This window comes from Neobacillus sp. YX16 (assembly GCF_030123505.1).
GTDB lineage: Bacteria > Bacillota > Bacilli > Bacillales > Cytobacillaceae > Neobacillus.
Map to the genome: position 1 here is coordinate 5867951 of NZ_CP126115.1, position 18145 is coordinate 5886095.

The window sequence follows — 18145 nt, forward strand, 5'->3', positions numbered from 1 at the left end:
AACCACAGCCTATATTTGTTCTCTTTATGCCTTCGAACTATTTTCGCAATTCGTCATCGATTAATTTAATTAGATCAGATGGAAAGTAATAATCATCTCCAACAAATATATTTTCATCTAAATCAACAAACGTTTCTTCAACCCATTTTTTCATAAATCTTAACTTCTTAGGATCCTTACCTTTAAATTCCTCTTCAAAGTTATCTAAGAAGTATTTTAGGTGTTCTTCCTCTTCTTGAAATTGTGTACCTACTGATCCTTCGTCAAACGACTCTTGTCCTTCTGTATATGTACTATCTAATTGTTCTATTTTCTTTTCTAACTCACTGAAATCTTCTGAGCAAATTCTCTCTTTTATACCTTCTAATATTGACTTATTAGTGTTGAACTCCTCAATAAGTGTTTCCGGTTCTTCTATATTTAACAAGTCTTTTAAAGTATAAACGTATTCAGTTACATTCCTAATAAGGGCATAAATTTCCTTTTTAGAATTATAGAATTCATTTGATATATCATCACCGTTATTATATCTATGACTTATCTTCTTGTTAATAATATCTTTCTGTGGACTTAGACCCAGAAATCTTCTATTACCAATTTCTCTAAAATAATTTGCACTTTCAATGGCAGAATTAATTTTTTCTAGTATTTCTTCCTTAGGAGTAAAGGACTGAAAATGCGGAAATAATTGTTTTAAGGTTATAACTACTTCAGTTTTATATACTTTTTCTTTTTTATTTATACGCTTAATTAACCCAAGATTCCCATCATTAACGAGCTTATCAATTTCTTTAGAAGATAAACATAACATTCTACTTTTCTCTTCATCATCGAAATGAATAAGAACAAAAAATTCATTTTTAGTCTTCAGTGTTTCATCATCGAGGTAATAAATATATTTTGAATCTATAAACATTTCATTTTCTTCATCAGAGATAAATTTAGATTGGACAAAGACTACTGGTGAAGCCTCGATATCTATTAAATCATTTACAAGATCACGTCTCTGAATTATGTAATCTGCACCATTAACATCAACAGATCTTTCTAACACCCAGAAGCCACTGTTAATAAAAAATGATCTTGTTCTCGCCTCACCGATCTTTCCATTTTCCACAGAATTTAACCAATCCGTATTCGATGTCTGATTTAAGATAATGTTCTTAGTTTCATCTTTAAAACTATTAATATCAACTTTCTCCCTTGACACCTAGCTACACCTCTTCTTCACAAATGATTTTTTATATCTTTATCATACATCTTAATCGTTTTTACTTGAACACGAAACTAACAGACAGTCTTTCGTGTGAATATTCGTTATTAAAACAAACAAATGGCCCACCTCCCTGTAGGGAATAATAAGCCTGATTGTTAGTTTTACTTCTATATAAAATGCAGTGGGAATCATCTAAACATCCCATATCCCCGAAAAATATCAGCTGTTTGTGTTGAACAAACAAGCCCACGACAGTTAAGGTGATAAGCATTATTTGTATTAACTTTCTTATGCCTTCCTTCTAGCCCAGAAAATACCTACGCCGTCGAAATCCTCCATTTCTTCTACTACTCGTCCATCGGAATACTTGGAACAGTTACAATCCCTATATTCTTTTTCGCATTTACTACATTTTGACTGATTTACAATATACACTGGAGCAATTTGCAGATACCCTTTTTCTATTTCTTCAATAACTTCAGGATGGGGATTAATCATTTAAAGTTCTATACCCTGTCTATCTTCATCCCAATACACCTTATGATTTTCTTATATAAACCGTCTATCAAAATATAAAAAACCTGATTGTCTTACATGTCGTTAAGTTTTGGATTATCATTTGCCTTAGGAAAGTACTCCGTTAAATTCTTTGCTATTACTTCACACCATGGTCTAATAGCTAATTCATTATTGGGAAATTGCAAACCATCATTAAACAAAATTAGAATATCTGCAACGTCATTCCAGTTCGGGATTAGCTTGCTACGACACTGCTTACTACATTTAATGGTGACTGCAACCATAAACATTCAATTAAAAGCCATCAGAACCGTCCCCAATGTCATTTGAAGTAGAAGTGGGGTGGTACCAGACCTCATAATGCAAAAGAAGGGGCTTCTAACACCGCAAGGTAGTAAAAGCCCCTTCTTTTGCATCTATTTACTAAATTAATACAAATATCACCATTTTCACTAAACCATCTTTTCGACACTTTCCAACGCTTCTTAGAAGGTACAAACCCTGCATTGCCAACATATGCAGCGATTCTAATCAATCGATTAGTTAATCCCAATGCCACTAATCAAACGTTTGATTAGATAGACAATGAGTTACTTTATTAAGAGAACTTTCTATTGTTTTTAAATGAATAATTTGCCGAAGAAAAGTAGAGAGTATTTATGACCTTCCTCAAAATAGACAATAGAAACTAGTAAATGTCATAACCTGACTCACATATACTATACGAAATGCCAATCAAACGTTTGATTAAAAGTACTATGAACCCTTATATAAAAACGAACCTGGGCAGTTTTCTAGTGGTTTTTTTGTCGTGGATATAGCCTTGTGTTCCTAATCATTCTTTTCTATCCCTCAACCAATGCCATGGTGAACTCTACAAATATATAGTTAAAACTTGAATGAGGAAACCACCAGAACCGTCCCCTTGGACATTGATAAACTTCGGGAAAAAAATTATCTCTTATACTTTTTAACAAACAAATCAATTTTAGGGCATGTTGTTCCAATTTGAATCAAATTTCACCCTTTAAATCTATTTTTCTATGTTAAATTCATTTTTCTGTGATTCGAAGTTTCTCAATGGATGAATTATGGTAAAGCTACCTAGGAATATATCGGAAGCGCGCTGCCTGAAGGACTTTACCAGTGGAGAGCTTTGACGAATTAGTTGTACAGTATCAGCCTATGATTCAAAAGATTATACGATCCTTGCACATTTATAAAAATAAACATGAATTCTATCAGACGGGGTTAATTGCACTTTGGGAAGCTGCTCGATCCTTCGACGAACGAAAAGGGAGTTTTTCGAATTACGCCTACACCTCAATTAAGGGGAAAATGTTATCTGAAATGACACAGATCAACCACTATAAGGAAAAGAACATTCTTCCAAAGGAAGAGGAATTCTGGGAAGATGTTGAAGGTCAGGAATCACCACTTTTTCTTGAGAAGGAAACCATTCAAACCTATTGTGAAGGCTTAACGAAAAAAGAAGCACAATGGGTAATTGAAACATTTATAAATCAACTATCCATTAAAGAAATAGCGAAAAGTGAGAAGGTGACCGTATCTGCCGTTAAGCAGTGGAAATTAGGGGCAATAAAAAAATTGAAGGGAATAGCTGCAAATCACCATTAACTGCATTCATTTCAACCTAGGCAGTGTGTTTACTGCCAGAACTGCCCGGGTTTTATGATATTTTTACAATATCTGACAAAATCGGATAATATTAACAAAATATCCACCAATAGTGCTTTGTAAGCGGTACAAATATTATAGTAAAAAATGATATTATTTCTTTAATGGTTTAATATTGTTTATTAATTAGAAATAGCACTACTAGAATCACTTTACAAATATAATTCTGATTCTCGTCATTCTATTAAATCACTATTATAATCCATTTTACTCAACTTGACCTCACTATACTAAATACCTAATTTTCTCCATTTATGTTCTTAAACATTAAGTATCAGTATTCATCTCAGCCATTATCTAACTGCTATCAGAAACAAAAATCAATATGATAACATTTTAGGAGTGATGTATTTGATTATTGAAAGGCACTATGTAATTAATAAACATATGATGTACATGTTTGGGTTAAATGATCGTAATGCAAAAGTATGTACCCTAGTAAAAGAGCTCAACCGAATTGTCATCGTTGATCGTTCACCTTTAGAAATTCTAGATGATAGTCTAATAAGTATCGGATTTAATTTAAAGGGCGCTATGTACTCTTCCAAGATCATCATGGCGAATTATACAATGCGCCCTATCATGATCAACCCTATACATAATATTTGTGTCTTTCCCGATAAATCACATAAACACGAGGATACGATTTGGTTTAATCCCCGCCAAATCATAAGAACTCATAGCACTAAACGAAAAACACAGATAGAGTTTCAAAATAGTTTTATACCATGAACAATTCCAAACTATACTCTTTTAATAACAAATGGAAAGGAGCAGAGCAGTTAAGCAGAATCACCATCGAAAATGCGAAAAACCCATAATCTTATATCATTGAAAAACCAAAGAATACCAGAAAAAAAAGTCTAAGAAGCAAAAAGTGATTGATAATCCATAGGACATTCTTTTTCAAGAGAATCAATTAAAGATAACGAAACTGGAGAAGACAGAACCCAGTTGGTTATCTTTTTGAAATTTTCTAGTGCATCCAATTTTGAGAACTTACTTATAAAATGAGAATTGATAATCCACCAATTAAACATATTAAAATAAAAAACTCTTAAGTCAACAAACTTAAGAGTTCTAATCATTGAAGGGCTTATTACGCGGATTCGTGTTGATTCCTTTGAATAATCCGTTTGCAAACTTCATAGCACTCATCTATATGTGAATTTCCAAGATATTTCATGGCGCCAAAACTAATACCAGCTGAAACTGCTTGTCCAACAAATGGTATAAATTTTGTAACTGATTTAACGGCTACACGAGTACCAACCTTTTTTAATAAAAGCACAACAGCCTCTTTTGTAATGAATTTCCCGACTAACTTACTTCCAAGTGATGAAATAATGACTAGTATTTGTCCCTTAACTGCTGCATCTAGTTGATCAATTTGTTCGGGGGACAATCCAAATTTTCTATTTATTGCAGGAAGAAGCTCCAGCATAATTGCTACGTCTGCACCTACATCAACCCCAGGAACGGGTACTACCGCTGCAGCTGCCGAGGCTGATGCTCTTTTAGTGACCATGGATTTACACTCTTCTCTAATACGGTCTAACTCATTTAATGTCATCGGTATCATGTTACATTCTCCTCTGTTGTATATTGTTGTTAATACAGTAGTTCGACAAAAACCATTTTCTTATTACGCTAGAATGTACCCAATCTAAATCTTAGAAACTATAGATTCATACAATATCTTAACAACTTATGATTTCAAATTATTGAAAGGATTGCCATCTGGATTGGTTCGGAGGTATCCTCCACCTTGTTCCTCTGTATGGTTGACAGAGGTATCCCCATCGCCATCTCTCCAGTAGCCTTCAATCCATTGACCATCCCGCCAATGTCCTTCGACATAATGAGGTTCAACATGGTTCATACCTGGTTCTTCCGTTGTTTCTATCGTGGAAGCCACTTCCGATTGTGCCATTTGCTGAGGTACTTGGTTTGGCGTATCACCGCTTTCAGCTATGTTATGATTTCCCGTTGGATCCCCCACATCTACACCGTCTACCAAATCCACACCCCCTACGGCAAGTGCTCCTACAGCTACCGTTCTAACAATATTCCGTACCCCGCTTTTGATTTTATCATCATCATTGTATTTAAAGCCCTCGTAGACTTCTTTTCCGTTGTTGTAGGTGCCTTTTGCTGTTTCAACCACTCCTTTGGCGGTTCGGGAAACAGAATTCCCAATGTCCCCCAACCCTTTATCCATTCTTTTCTCATCATCTTGAACAAATCCAGCAGTCGTATTCCAGGCTCCATCTACGACTTGTCCCAAAGTGTCACCTGCAAATTCAGAAGCCTTTTTCACACCGTCTCCGACTTCTTTGATAAATTTGCTTCCCGTCACTTCACCAACGACATTGACTGCAAGCCAACAACAAACCCAGCAGCTTTTCCACTAAATTTACCTAATTCTCGTAAAAAACCCATTCTGCTTCCCCCCTGGTAGAAAATAAAAAAAGACCCACTATATAGTGGATCGAAATCTATTATCGACATCCAACTACTTTCTGCGACCGGCTGCAATAGCTATTGCTTTAGGCCCTTAGTTTTGCGTCCCTACCTTTCAATAGGTTTGCCATTATCGTATAGTCTTAAAGTTATAGGTTAATATTACCACTTATCTGCCATATTTAAACATATAAATTCATTATATTTACAATTTATACAATGAATTTATAACGACCTTCTAATATAAAAAACTTAAAAAGGCAATTGATACTTTCCTGTGTTTGGTTGGATAACTTCTACATTAATTGCAATACATGATTTGCATAAACTTATGTTTGTCTTTCAAAAAATCCTACTAGTTTATACCTACAGATAAAGTACAATCAAAATGTGATATTCATGAAGGTATCAATGAATGGCAGAGAGTTGAGTAGTTGCTCTATAATCTCCCACGCACGATACACTATTACAGGTGGAATTAAAGCTTCCCAGCAGACCAAATAATAAAATCTATCTTTTTGACAATAGGGAGATGGTATCCATCGAATTTTCTATCAAACTCCTTGATCATTTCCATAAATCGCTCATCATTTGTCATGACATTATATGTATTTATTAAATACTGGTATTGATTCATATATCTTTTAATCTTCTGTTCTTTATTTTTAATGTGATATTTTGAGAAACCAAAGACCTTGGCTACTTCTGAGTCATAGATAGGATAAGAGCGATTAATAGTATTTGCCAGCTTAGTTGCAAAGGAAAACTGTACACTCTTGTCCCCCTTTCTTCTTGGATACTCATAAAGCCTATCTATGATTTGAATAAGGTCAATATCTACCGAACCTCTCAACTCCTCCATAATCGCAAAGTAGGCTTGTTTAAACTCAGGCATCAAACCAGAGTGATCTAACCTATAATAGGAACGATACATAAATTGGAAAACTGGATTCTCAGTAATATTGCCTTTATTGAATTCCTTTGTTATATAGGCATAGACGGCAACGGATTCTTCTTTCAAGTTATTCATGATTGCTGACTTCTGAACATAAATATTGCCTATTATATCGGCTGCTTGGTTCATATTCTCACTCCAGGAATCTATTATTTCACCTCTATGTTATACTAATTTTGTAATATTTTGTAACTAGATAATAGCTTCTATAAAAGATAGGGAGAATGTAATGTTCCAACTTAATAACTATAAACCAACTAAGATTTATAAAATTAAGAAGAAGAAATACATATTTGATCCCATTCGAAAGAAATTAATATTACTTACGCCAGAGGAAATAGTCAGACAAGGCTTTATTCAATACCTTATTAATGACATGGGTGTGCCGAAGGATCTTCTTGAGGTATATGTACCCATGTCTTATTTTAATCCTACCGCTGATGGTAGGGCAGATATTATCGTTTATGCAGATAAAGACAATAAACGAGTCCCCATCCTCGTGGTAGAATGTAAATCTCAAAAAACGCCATTTATTGATCCGGTTTACGATTATGAAGAAGTCCTTTACTCCAACACTATTGTCGTAACAAATGGAAGTGATCTGTTTGTAGAGACATGGGATGAACGAACGAATTCATATCTCCCTTTAGAAAGTTTGCCTGATTATTTGAATTTGTTGTCTGCATATAATTTTATTTACAGTAAAAGAGAGCCTTTTAATTATCGTAGATTGAGATTTGAAGATTATACAAAGGAGGAAAATCTTAATTTTTATAAAAGGCACTTTCATGGAATTACTGACTTGAACCTGCAAACTTTCATTATTAACCTGAATGAATTGTTATGGGATGATACCGTGAAAATTCCATATGATGAGATGTATGGCATTAAACTCGTTGAAGATATCGGAGTTAGATACACCAAATTCGGTAATGCAGCGGGGTACGATTGGACGGGTGATTATCGGTCTATTATCGTGGAGGATGAAAAAGGAAGCAATCAGATTATCAGTATTGCCATATTAGAAGGCTACTTAATTGTTGCAATAGACAATGATAAGTACAGCCATAATTCCTTGCAGCTTTATATTCAGGATTTCGTGCAAGTCCATGGTGACCTTATGTTGATTAATCATAACGGAAGGCTTACTTTAGGGAAAAGCGGTATGGTGAAGTTTGAAGAAATTATTAGCTTTATAGAGGAAAAGGATTCAAAACTAATAAACCAGGATAGAAAGGTTAGACTTGGCTTAATAGACAACTCAAAACAGCTAAATTGGGAGCAAGAAGACGTTAAAGAATTTTTCGGTCGGTTAATCAAATATGCACTTGTTAGGGATGATTTTAGGGAATATAAGAGAAAGCAATTAAAAAAAGAAGACGAAAACAAACTGTTTAGACATGCATTTACTTTATATTTTTTTTGACCATAAAGGCAACTCAATCTAGTACCTCCTTTCCAAATTAATCATATTGGCTTAGGAAAAAATAATTAACAAAATAAGCCTAATAAGTAAAATTTACTATTAGGCTTATTTGTTTTCCTCGTATTAATTTACCTTATAATATTCACAATACCAATCAGCAAATCTCTGAAGTCCTTCTTCAATCGATGTTTTAGGCTTAAATCCAACAGCTTCCTGCAATAAATCGGTTGATGCATAGGTAGCAGGAACATCTCCAGGCTTAATAGGCTCAAATACCTTCTCGAACAATACTTCTCTGCCTAAAGCCTTACTTAAACATTTCTCTAACGTTTCGATAAATGTCATTAACTTTTCTGGATTGTTATTACCAATATTAAAAACTTTATGAGGAACATTATTATCATCCATAGATGGGTTACTTAGAAGACGTTCTATACCCTCTACGATATCGTCAATAAAGGTAAAGTCTCGATATAGGTCATTCTCAAAATCACCATTATTAAAGATCTTGATTGATTCATCGGCAAAATATTTCTGAGCAAATCCGAAATATGCCATATCCGGCCTTCCCATCGGTCCATAAACTGTAAAGAAACGCAGTCCAGTCGCCGGTATTTTATAAAGGTGACTATATGTGTATGCCATTAATTCATTTGATTTTTTAGTTGCTGCATAGAGTGACACAGGATTGTCAACCATATCTGATTCTGCAAAAGGCACTTTTTTGTTTGCACCATATACAGAACTAGATGATGCGTAGACAAGGTGCTCTACCGGATAATGTCTGCAGGCTTCAAGAATATTATAAAAACCTATAATATTACTTTGAATATAAACATCTGGGTTCTCTATTGAATAACGTACACCAGCTTGAGCAGCCAAATTGATAACTATATTTGGCTTGTACTCTTCGAAGAGGTTTTTAATCATCAAATTGTCTGAAATATCGCCTTTGATAAAAGTAAACTTCTCAAAGGGTTTCAGTTGTTCTAAACGAGTATATTTAAGCTGAACATCATAGTATTTATTAATGTTATCAATACCAATTACTCTACAGCCTTGTTCTAGTAACTTTTTAGATAGGAAATACCCGATGAAACCAGCTGCCCCGGTGATAAGATAGGTTTTATTAGTATCTAGAGGTTTGTATTTCAAGATTCTTCGACTCCTTTAATCCTTCTCTAGTTGCAGGTTTTCTTCCAACCGAGTGATACTCTACCCCTGCTTCTTGCATTTCTTTAACACTATAAATATTTCTTCCATCGTATACTAAAGGAGTTCTCATTAATTTCTTATATGCCTCAGGGGTTACTGCTTTTACTTCTCCCCATTCAGTAAAGATAAAGCAAACATTTGCTCCTTCTAAAGCATGCTCAATATTTGAAACGTATGTGATGCTACCCTTCCCATTTTTACCTTCAGGATGTACCTTAGCAAAGTTCTCCGTTCCAATGGGATCATAGGCATAAATATCTGCACCTTGCTCTAATAACAAAGGGATATTCTCAAGAGATGCAGCTTCTCTTAGATCATCAGTACCTGGTTTGAAGGTCAATCCTAGAACCGCAACCTTAAGACCATTTAAGGTAATAAGTCGCTTACTAGCTTTTTTGTATAACAACGTTTTTTGCTCTTTATTCACATCAATGGCAGCCTTAACAGTTTTTAACTCATATCCTTGCTGTCTAGCAATATATTCAAGTGCTTTTGTATCCTTAGGGAAACAAGAACCTCCATAACCAATACCTGCATTTAAAAACTTGCTTCCAATACGCTCATCAAAACTCATGCCTCTTGCAACATCCTGGATATCCGCACCAACTAGTTCGCATAGATTTGCAATATCATTCATATAGGAAATCTTAAGAGCAAGGAAATCATTAGATGCATACTTAATCATTTCTGCAGATCTTCTATTTACTGAGACAATTGGCAAATGAAATGGCTCATAAATATTCATAAGTAATTCTTCAGCCCATTTGCTTTCAGTACCAATAATAATTCTCTCCGCATGCAGTGTATCACGGACGGCTGAACCTTGTGCCAAAAATTCAGGATTGGAGGCAACTTCAACTTTTACATCTTTGACTAAAAAGTCTTGAATAAACTGCTCTACTTTATCATTCGTACCGACCGGAACTGTAGACTTCACAACCACAAGGCAGTCATTTACTACTGATTCAGCAATTTGCCTTGCGACAGTTGCAATATATGATAGATTGGCAGAACCATCTGGCTGCTCAGGGGTACCTACACCAATAAAGATTGCATCAGCATTTTCATAAGCTGATTTGTAATCAGTAGTGTAATTGATTCTACCTGCAGCATAATTCTTCTGCATTAGCTCTTCCAAACCTGCTTCATAGATTGGAGAAAACCCAGACTTCATTAGGTTCACTTTTTTTTCATCTATATCAACACATGTAACTTGGTGGCCAACTTCGGCAAAACATACGCCAGCCACTAAACCAACATAGCCGGTTCCTGCTACTGCAATTTTGTACATTTAAATTTTTCCTTTCTATTCTTAAAGATAGTGTGGGGAATACAAACATAGTTATATTGAACAAAACAAACCGTAAATAATTTCTTAATGATTCCACCAAATCTTGATTTAAAAACCTTTAAGATTATTATTAAAGAATAGTAACTAACTACTAATTTGAATATTAATGCCAGTTTTTGCAGCTAGAGAAAACTGTTTTTTTAATACAGCCCACTGTGAAATACAGTAGGGGAGTAATATAATAATATCTGAAATTACAATTGTTACCCAGCTACTATATATTTCAATACCAAAGTAAACAAAAATAATTTTAACAAAAACACCTATTGTGTAGAAATATGCTTGTAATCTTAATTGACCTATACCACAAGCAAAGGTTGATAGCACATTTTGAAAAACGAAGACACTACCAAAAACTGCAAATATTAATGCATTTATTATATTTATATTGATACTATTTTCACCCAACCAAATGTCTACTATAAATTGAATAAAAGGAATAGAAAGTAAATGTAGTAAAACTACAAGCACTACCAATCGATTTAATACTCTAAAGTACTTATTGATCCATTTATTATCGTTTTCTGCCAATGCTTTTGTTATTGCTGACCACATGGGCGTTAATGATAAACTGAATATTATACCTATTATCGAAAACAGTCTATAGTAAATTTGATAATCAACAACACTACTTGGTCCAATAAATCGGGTTATTAAAATTGCATTGGTGCCAGTGATAGCCGTGTACATGATTTGATTCCAGAAAAAGATGCCACCTAAATGAAGTATCCCAGTAGCAACATCTTTATTAAAATACCTTAAACTAGGAAAACATCCCTTTAAATTTGTTTTAAAAACAAAAAATGTAGCACCCACCAGTGGTAAGTTTACACACATCAAATTTACAATTGATAATATTTTCATGTTGGTTTCGGAATCAAATGACGGAGCTATTAATACAAAAATTAACTGGCTAACACTAGTTAGCAAAGCAATCAAATTATTTAGAAAGGATTTTTGTAAAGCATAAAGTATAAATGAGATAAGACGGAAAAAAAACTGTAACATGATTGTTAAAAATGCACAAATTATAGTAAATAACAGAGTCTGGGAAGAAATCAAAGTTTCAGATATATTAAATACAGAGTTCCAATTAATATAGAGAAAAATAATAACACTGAAAGAACTTACTAAGATTGTTATGGCACCGATAATTATATAAGCCGAGGATATATTTTCTAGAATTTCAGTCTTATTTTTTCGGACTATCGCCCCTACTAATTTGTTTCGCAAACCGTTTCCTATACCAAAGTCAAACGTGAGTATCCACGTAAGTACAGAAAGAATCGTAAACCAAACTCCAAGAACTTCTTGGTTATTAAAATATCTTATATAAGCAGGTAAACTGGCAAGTGATATTAGTAGGGCACCGCCCTTAATAGCAAAAGAAGCAATAATATTCTTTATGACCTCTTTATCTTTTTCATTTGTTAAATATTTCCCAAATAAACCTAACACATATATACTCCAATCTTTTATTTGTTGAATTAAGAATAAGTTAATTCTACTTTTTTACAGTCCTATAAATTGTGAATACAATTTGTCTATTATAACATATTGGTAATATATATGTTATTGGAGCCAATTTGGATAAACTTATAGTGTTATGTTGGATTAAGTAAATATTAATGAATGCTGCTTTTCAACCTTTTATTAATAAAAGGTTGAAATAATAAATAAGATCACACACAACTAAATTAGGTCATTTTTATCACTCAAAATGAGGATAATATATGTTTGCCGTAATTACATATTAATTCCTAAATTGATTTAATTCATCTAATGAACTAATTACCATATTTGTATTAATACCATCTTCCAATAACTTCTTTTGTAGTGTTATATCTGCCTTCATTATATTTTTAATACCATTTACATAATAATTCTCAGTTTGTTTTGGCCAAAATTTGACTTTAATTTTTTTAAAAAGGCCCTTAATACCATAAGTAAAAAATGTTCCTGTACGTCTTATTGTGTATATTCCTTTTTCTCTTAAATAACTTTTATAAAATTTCAGAATAAGACCTTTAAACTGCGGGTATTTAATAATACAATTAATTGCTAAAAATTCAACATTAAATTTTTCCAATAAATCAAAGCGGTTTAAATCTTTTATAGCCGCTAATGCAGAATCCGCCCAAATGGTATCTACGCTATAAAATTCAGGCACATTTTCCGACCACACATAAGTACCATGGCCTCTAAAATGTGGAGCATCTTCTAAATTTCCGGTATGTCTTCCAGTTGCTGAATCTGACGAACCACTTTTATTACATATTCCTGAAATAGTCAAAGGGAAGTCTAATTTTATCATTTTTTCAACAGATAATGAGAGTGCAACAGATATATAAATATCTGGTGATAATCCTCCAAAATATTTCCCTGTTATATCTTTTATTTTTTCTAGGCAGTCTCTTCTTACAACTCCATGGTATAACTTAACCAAGTCTAAACTTAAATACCTTTGTGCTCCTTGATTTAATAACTTTTCAACTTCATAATATGGATTACAAATTTTTGCTTTTGTAGTAATCCTACTTATACTTAGGTATCCATCATCTACTTTATTTCTTAGTGCCTCGGAATTGGGCCAAAAGTATATAGCGTTTAATTCTGGTTTAATAGCATCAACATTATTATTTTTCGCCCACAGAACTACATCAACTATCTGTGGAACAATTCCATCATCATCACCAATTATACACAAGTACTCACCATCAGCATTACTAATTGCTAGATCAAAATTCTCAACAAATGAGATTGTTCCCTTTTTATAAACATATTTTAACCGGTTATCATCGTTATATTTAACTAACAGTCCAGGCAATAAACAAGAATCACTATTATCCTGTACGACTACTTGAATACGATCATCATTTATATTTAATATTTGTTCTATAGTTGCTTTGGCATATCTTTCTCTGTTTTTAGTAGGGATAACGATCGATAATAAAAATTCCTTTTTCATCTAATCCTACCTTCCGGATAAACATTTCTTTGAAAGAAATATCTAAATTTATTACTACATGATTATGAAATTTGTAAATTAAAGTTTCAAACTTTCCTCCAAACCATCCTATTAACTATCCCAGTATAGCTCTGAATAAGCTTTACTACCTTTACACTTACATTTTCATCTGTGTAAGTAGGAACGTCAATACCCAAATCATTATTACTATTCATTTCTATTGCCATATCAACTGCTTGTAGCACCTGTTCAGATGTAATACTTCCAATTATCATGTTTCCTTTGTCAAATACTTCGGGGCGTTCTGTACTCGTCCTTACTGAAACAGCAGGAAATTTAAAGTAAGACGCCTCTTCAGCAATAGTCCCACTATCCGAAACTACACAGCAGGCATTAAGTTGTAGATTGTTGTAGTCAGAAAAACTAAAAGGTTGTAAACTCCTAACGTTAGAATGAAATTTGAATCCACGTTGTTCAATTATATTTTTACTTCTTGGATGAGTACTATAAATAATAGGCATATTATATGTTTCTGCCATAGCATTAACAGCATTCATAAGTTCTATAAAATTTTGCTCATTTTCGATATTTTCCTCTCGATGAGCTGAAAGTAGAATGTATTTTCGCTTTTCTAGGTTAAGTGTTTCTAATACTTTACTACCTTTAATCTTACCTTCATTAGCTATTAATACCTCTGCCATAGGTGAGCCCACAACGTAGGTCCTTTCTTTTGGTACACCTTCATAGTTTAAATACCGCCTAGCATGTTCTGTATAGCAGAGGTTAACATCACTTGTATGATCAACGATTCTCCTATTAATTTCTTCCGGCAAGTTTTCATCAAAACACCTGTTCCCGGCCTCCATATGAAAAATTGGAATCTTTAATCTTTTCGCAGATATTACACTTAGACATGAGTTTGTGTCTCCCAGAACTAGAACAGCATCTGGACTTTGTTGTAACATTATTTCATATGATTTAGCTAGAATATTTCCCATCGTTTGGCCTAAGTTTTCTCCTACCACACCAAGATAGTAATCAGGAGCACGTAATCCTAATTCTTCAAAAAATACTTCATTGAGGGTGTAATCATAATTTTGACCAGTATGGACCAATACATGGTCAAAGTATTGGTCACATTTTTTAATTATCTCCGACAATTTAATAATCTCCGGGCGCGTACCTACTATTGTCATGACTTTTAATTTTCGCACTTGGTGTCCTCCGCATTTTAATAGTAATGTAGATAAAGATCTTTATGATTTTCTATCCACTCTTTCATTTCTATAATCATTTGTTCGTAACTTGGTACTACGAATTCAAAATCCTTCCTATTATTTATGAGTGATTTATCTACTATCACCGAATCATTCGGTAGTATTTCTATAGCATCATTCTTCATATATCTGTTAAACAGCATTAGTAAATCAAATTTATTTATATATTCATTATTCACTAAATTGTATAAACCAGTAAGGTTTTCTTCTAATGCTTTTTCCATAGCCTTAGCTAAAGTTAGCGTTGTAACTCCTGTCCATACTGCTTTAGTGTAACCACTAATTTGCCCTTTCTGTTTCATGAACCAATTAAATAGGCCTATACCATATTCATTCATATCAGGTCCGATGATTGAATTCCTAAAAGTTAAATCTTTATTGTTTTCAAGTTCACCTAGTGCCTTGGATCTATCATAGAATGTCTTACCATCTTTAAACGAGGATTCGATGTAACCTCCTGTCTTACCAGAAAAAACACAATCCGTACTCATATGAATAACTTTTGTTTTCATTTCTTTTGTTATTCCACTTAAGTAATGTGGTAAATAACTGTTTAATAATACTGCCAGTGATTTGTTATTTTCTGCATCACTATTTAATAATCCAATTGCATTAATAACTGCATCATAGTTTCCTTCTACTATAATATTTTTCAAATAAGAAAAGTCAGTAATGTCACCAATAATATTGTTACAGTAGTCAAACTGCCTTCTGCTAAATGCTGTTACATCATAGCCAGCCTCATTTAAGTAAATAGAAATTATATGGCCAGCCATACCTGTTGAACCAAGTACTAGAACTTTCATTTACCTAGCCCTCCATATCTTTAGTTCTTCTTGTATATATTCTAAATTTAGGAGTTTATCCTTTATTGCTTCAATATTAAGTCTTTCAGTATTATGAGAGTTATAATCTTCAACTTGTTGTAACTGCTCATTACCTTCTACAAAATATTTATCATAGTTTAGATCCCTTTTATCAGCTGGAACTTTATAAAAACCACCTAAATCTTGTGATACTACATGTTCTTCTGTTGTTAGAAGTGTTTCATATAGTTTTTCTCCATGACGTGTACCAATAATTTTAATTTCATTATCAACATTGAATAATTCTTTAATTGCTTGCGCTAAATCACCGATAGTAGATGCGGGTGCTTTCTGAACCATGATATCCCCAGCTTCTGCGTTTTCGAATGCAAATACCACTAGTTCCACTGCCTCTTCAAGGCTCATTAAAAATCTTGTCATATTAGGATCTGTTACAGTTAAAGGTTGTCCATTCTTGATTTGCTCAACAAAGAGTGGAATCACAGAGCCTCTAGAAGCCATAACATTTCCATACCGAGTGCCACAAATTAAAGTTCTATTAGGATCTACAGTCTTAGATTTCGCAACAAAAACTTTTTCCATCATAGCTTTTGAAATCCCCATTGCATTAATTGGATATGCAGCTTTGTCAGTCGAAAGACAAATAACCTTTTTGACACCCATTTCAATTGCACCAGTAACGACATTATCTGTACCAAGGACATTAGTTTTAACTGCCTCAAGAGGAAAGAATTCACAAGAAGGTACTTGTTTAAGTGCTGCAGCATGGAATATATAATCAACACCATACATTGCATTTTTGACACTTGATAGATCACGAACATCCCCAATATAAAATTTAAGCTTATCATTCTTATATAGCTTTCTCATATCGTCTTGCTTCTTTTCATCTCTCGAAAAAATTCGTATTTCTTTAACATCAGTATTTAAAAACCGCCTCATCACAGCATGACCAAAAGAACCCGTACCGCCAGTTATAAGAAGTGTCTTGTTATTAAACATATTATTTTATCCTCCTAAAATTTATATTATTTCTTCTATTTTATTGATTAGTCTACTCATAGCATACTTTTCTGTATGGTAATTTATCGTATATTCATAATTTAGATTACCTAATTTTTTTAATAAATCATTATCGTTTTTAAGTTTTAATATTGCTTCTGCTAATGCTTCAGGATTATTGGGCTCAAAAGTTAATCCATTGACTCCATGCTCGACAAATTCCTTAATATTTGGAAAATCAGTGATTATTACAGGTTTTTTTTGCACTCCAATTTCAAATGCAGGTCTTGCTTGGTGCGGCTCTTTCATAGGGAAAATAAGTATATCGCAAGCAGAATAAATGTCAGCCATATCTTTTTGAATGCCTACAAAATTAACTTTTTCTCCAATTGATTTTTGTTTTATAATAGCTTTAATTTGTTTAGAGAATTCAACTGAATGTCTATTTTTAAATTTAATTATTGTTCTTCTAATGCCTTTCCCTGTAATTTTTCCAACATCTTTCCCTGCGACTACAAGGTTAATATTTTCATTTTTTAGGATAGATATTGCTCTTACTGCCAAATCAATTCCTTTTAATCTATCTGTACCTCCTACAAATAAAACATTAAAACTTCGAGGGTTTATATTTAAATTTACACAGGCCAACTCTTTATCATTCTTTACTCTATATTCTTCAATATCCAAATAATCAGGAGCAACCACTGTTTTAGCCTTTTTTAAATTAGTTTGTAACAGGTCGTATTGGGACAAAAAGGCCACAGCAGAGAATTCATCTAGCATACTCCTCATTATTTTATTCATTAGTTTATTCGGACTTCCAGGTATAGTTTCTCTTACAAAACACAGTGATTTTGTTTTTCTTAATAATAATCCCATCCAACAAAGTACTTTAGAGTTTACTAATACCAAATCAGGCTTTTCTTTTTTTAATATTGAGTACCAATATTTTATTTGTGTTATCGAATGTAGCGCATGGTACCAAAACCTTGGTTGTAACAAATTGTTTCCACCACTATAATATGTCAATTTACCTAATCTAAAAGTAAATGTAGAAGGGTTCAAACCCTTCTCTCTTAAAAAAGTCAATAATTCGGGAGGATCATTCGGAATGTAACATGTCACTTCGTAATTTTTCACTAATGTTTTCCATGTATTATATAAACTTATACCCGCTCCACCTAATAATCCTGAATGATGAATTAGTAATATTTTCTTTTTTTTCATT

General features: G+C 33.2%; 16 protein-coding genes and 1 riboswitch. Of the genes, 3 read left to right on the plus strand and 13 right to left on the minus strand.

From position 1 onward, the window contains the following. Positions 1–37: 37 nt before the first annotated feature. A complete protein-coding gene (locus tag QNH48_RS28615) occupies positions 38–1210 on the minus strand; it encodes a hypothetical protein (protein ID WP_283953023.1) in 1173 nt (390 codons plus the stop codon). A gap of 294 nt (positions 1211–1504) precedes the next feature. After that, positions 1505–1714 carry a hypothetical protein gene (locus QNH48_RS28620; protein ID WP_283953024.1) on the minus strand — a complete coding sequence of 70 codons (210 nt, stop codon included), beginning with the start codon at positions 1712–1714 and terminating at the stop codon, positions 1505–1507. Between the two features lie 1167 nt (positions 1715–2881). Between QNH48_RS28620 and QNH48_RS28625 the strand changes: the two genes are divergently transcribed. Next, positions 2882–3373, plus strand: coding sequence for a sigma-70 family RNA polymerase sigma factor (locus tag QNH48_RS28625; RefSeq protein WP_283953025.1), 492 nt, complete (start codon positions 2882–2884; stop codon positions 3371–3373). Positions 3374–3784: 411 nt separating this feature from the next. Continuing rightward, positions 3785–4165 carry a competence protein ComK gene (locus QNH48_RS28630; protein WP_283953026.1) on the plus strand — a complete coding sequence of 127 codons (381 nt, stop codon included), beginning with the start codon at positions 3785–3787 and terminating at the stop codon, positions 4163–4165. Positions 4166–4532: 367 nt separating this feature from the next. On the opposite strand, the gene QNH48_RS28635 is transcribed toward QNH48_RS28630, so the two are convergent. The 3 genes from QNH48_RS28635 to QNH48_RS28645 all read right to left on the minus strand — a co-directional run bounded on the left by QNH48_RS28635 (position 4533) and on the right by QNH48_RS28645 (position 6980). Then, positions 4533–5015: a hypothetical protein gene (locus QNH48_RS28635; RefSeq protein WP_283953027.1), complete on the minus strand. Its 483-nt coding sequence runs from the start codon at positions 5013–5015 to the stop codon at positions 4533–4535. A gap of 126 nt (positions 5016–5141) precedes the next feature. Further along, entirely contained in the window at positions 5142–5792 is a 651-nt protein-coding gene (locus tag QNH48_RS28640) for a hypothetical protein (protein ID WP_283953028.1), read from the minus strand. Between the two features lie 161 nt (positions 5793–5953). Then, positions 5954–6035, minus strand: a riboswitch (cyclic di-GMP riboswitch). 339 nt (positions 6036–6374) lie between these two features. Next, a complete protein-coding gene (locus QNH48_RS28645) occupies positions 6375–6980 on the minus strand; it encodes a hypothetical protein (RefSeq protein ID WP_283953029.1) in 606 nt (201 codons plus the stop codon). Between the two features lie 100 nt (positions 6981–7080). Here QNH48_RS28645 and QNH48_RS28650 point away from each other — a divergent pair, with 100 nt between their 5' ends. Then, positions 7081–8277 carry a type I restriction enzyme HsdR N-terminal domain-containing protein gene (locus QNH48_RS28650; protein ID WP_283953030.1) on the plus strand — a complete coding sequence of 399 codons (1197 nt, stop codon included), beginning with the start codon at positions 7081–7083 and terminating at the stop codon, positions 8275–8277. A gap of 123 nt (positions 8278–8400) precedes the next feature. Here the strand turns inward: QNH48_RS28650 and QNH48_RS28655 are convergent, their stop codons facing one another. From QNH48_RS28655 to QNH48_RS28690, 8 genes are all read right to left on the minus strand, one after another. Then, positions 8401–9432 (minus strand): GDP-mannose 4,6-dehydratase, encoded by a 1032-nt coding sequence (locus QNH48_RS28655; protein WP_283953031.1) that lies wholly within the window; start codon positions 9430–9432, stop codon positions 8401–8403. Then, a complete protein-coding gene (locus QNH48_RS28660; RefSeq protein ID WP_283953032.1) occupies positions 9407–10783 on the minus strand; it encodes a UDP-glucose dehydrogenase family protein in 1377 nt (458 codons plus the stop codon). Before QNH48_RS28660 ends, QNH48_RS28655 begins: the two co-directional genes overlap by 26 nt. 144 nt (positions 10784–10927) lie before the next feature. Then, complete coding sequence (locus QNH48_RS28665; protein WP_283953033.1) at positions 10928–12301, minus strand: lipopolysaccharide biosynthesis protein; 1374 nt, start codon at positions 12299–12301, stop codon at positions 10928–10930. A gap of 295 nt (positions 12302–12596) precedes the next feature. Beyond that, positions 12597–13811 (minus strand): glycosyltransferase family 2 protein, encoded by a 1215-nt coding sequence (locus QNH48_RS28670; protein ID WP_283953034.1) that lies wholly within the window; start codon positions 13809–13811, stop codon positions 12597–12599. 86 nt (positions 13812–13897) lie between these two features. Beyond that, positions 13898–15025, minus strand: coding sequence for a non-hydrolyzing UDP-N-acetylglucosamine 2-epimerase (gene wecB / locus QNH48_RS28675; protein WP_283953035.1), 1128 nt, complete (start codon positions 15023–15025; stop codon positions 13898–13900). 17 nt (positions 15026–15042) lie between these two features. Then, positions 15043–15894, minus strand: a complete 852-nt coding sequence (locus QNH48_RS28680; protein ID WP_283953036.1) for an SDR family oxidoreductase — start codon at positions 15892–15894, stop codon at positions 15043–15045. After that, positions 15895–16917 (minus strand): polysaccharide biosynthesis protein, encoded by a 1023-nt coding sequence (locus QNH48_RS28685; protein WP_283953037.1) that lies wholly within the window; start codon positions 16915–16917, stop codon positions 15895–15897. Positions 16918–16938: 21 nt separating this feature from the next. Further along, complete coding sequence (locus QNH48_RS28690) at positions 16939–18144, minus strand: glycosyltransferase family 4 protein (RefSeq protein WP_283953038.1); 1206 nt, start codon at positions 18142–18144, stop codon at positions 16939–16941. Between the last annotated feature and the right edge of the window lies 1 nt (position 18145).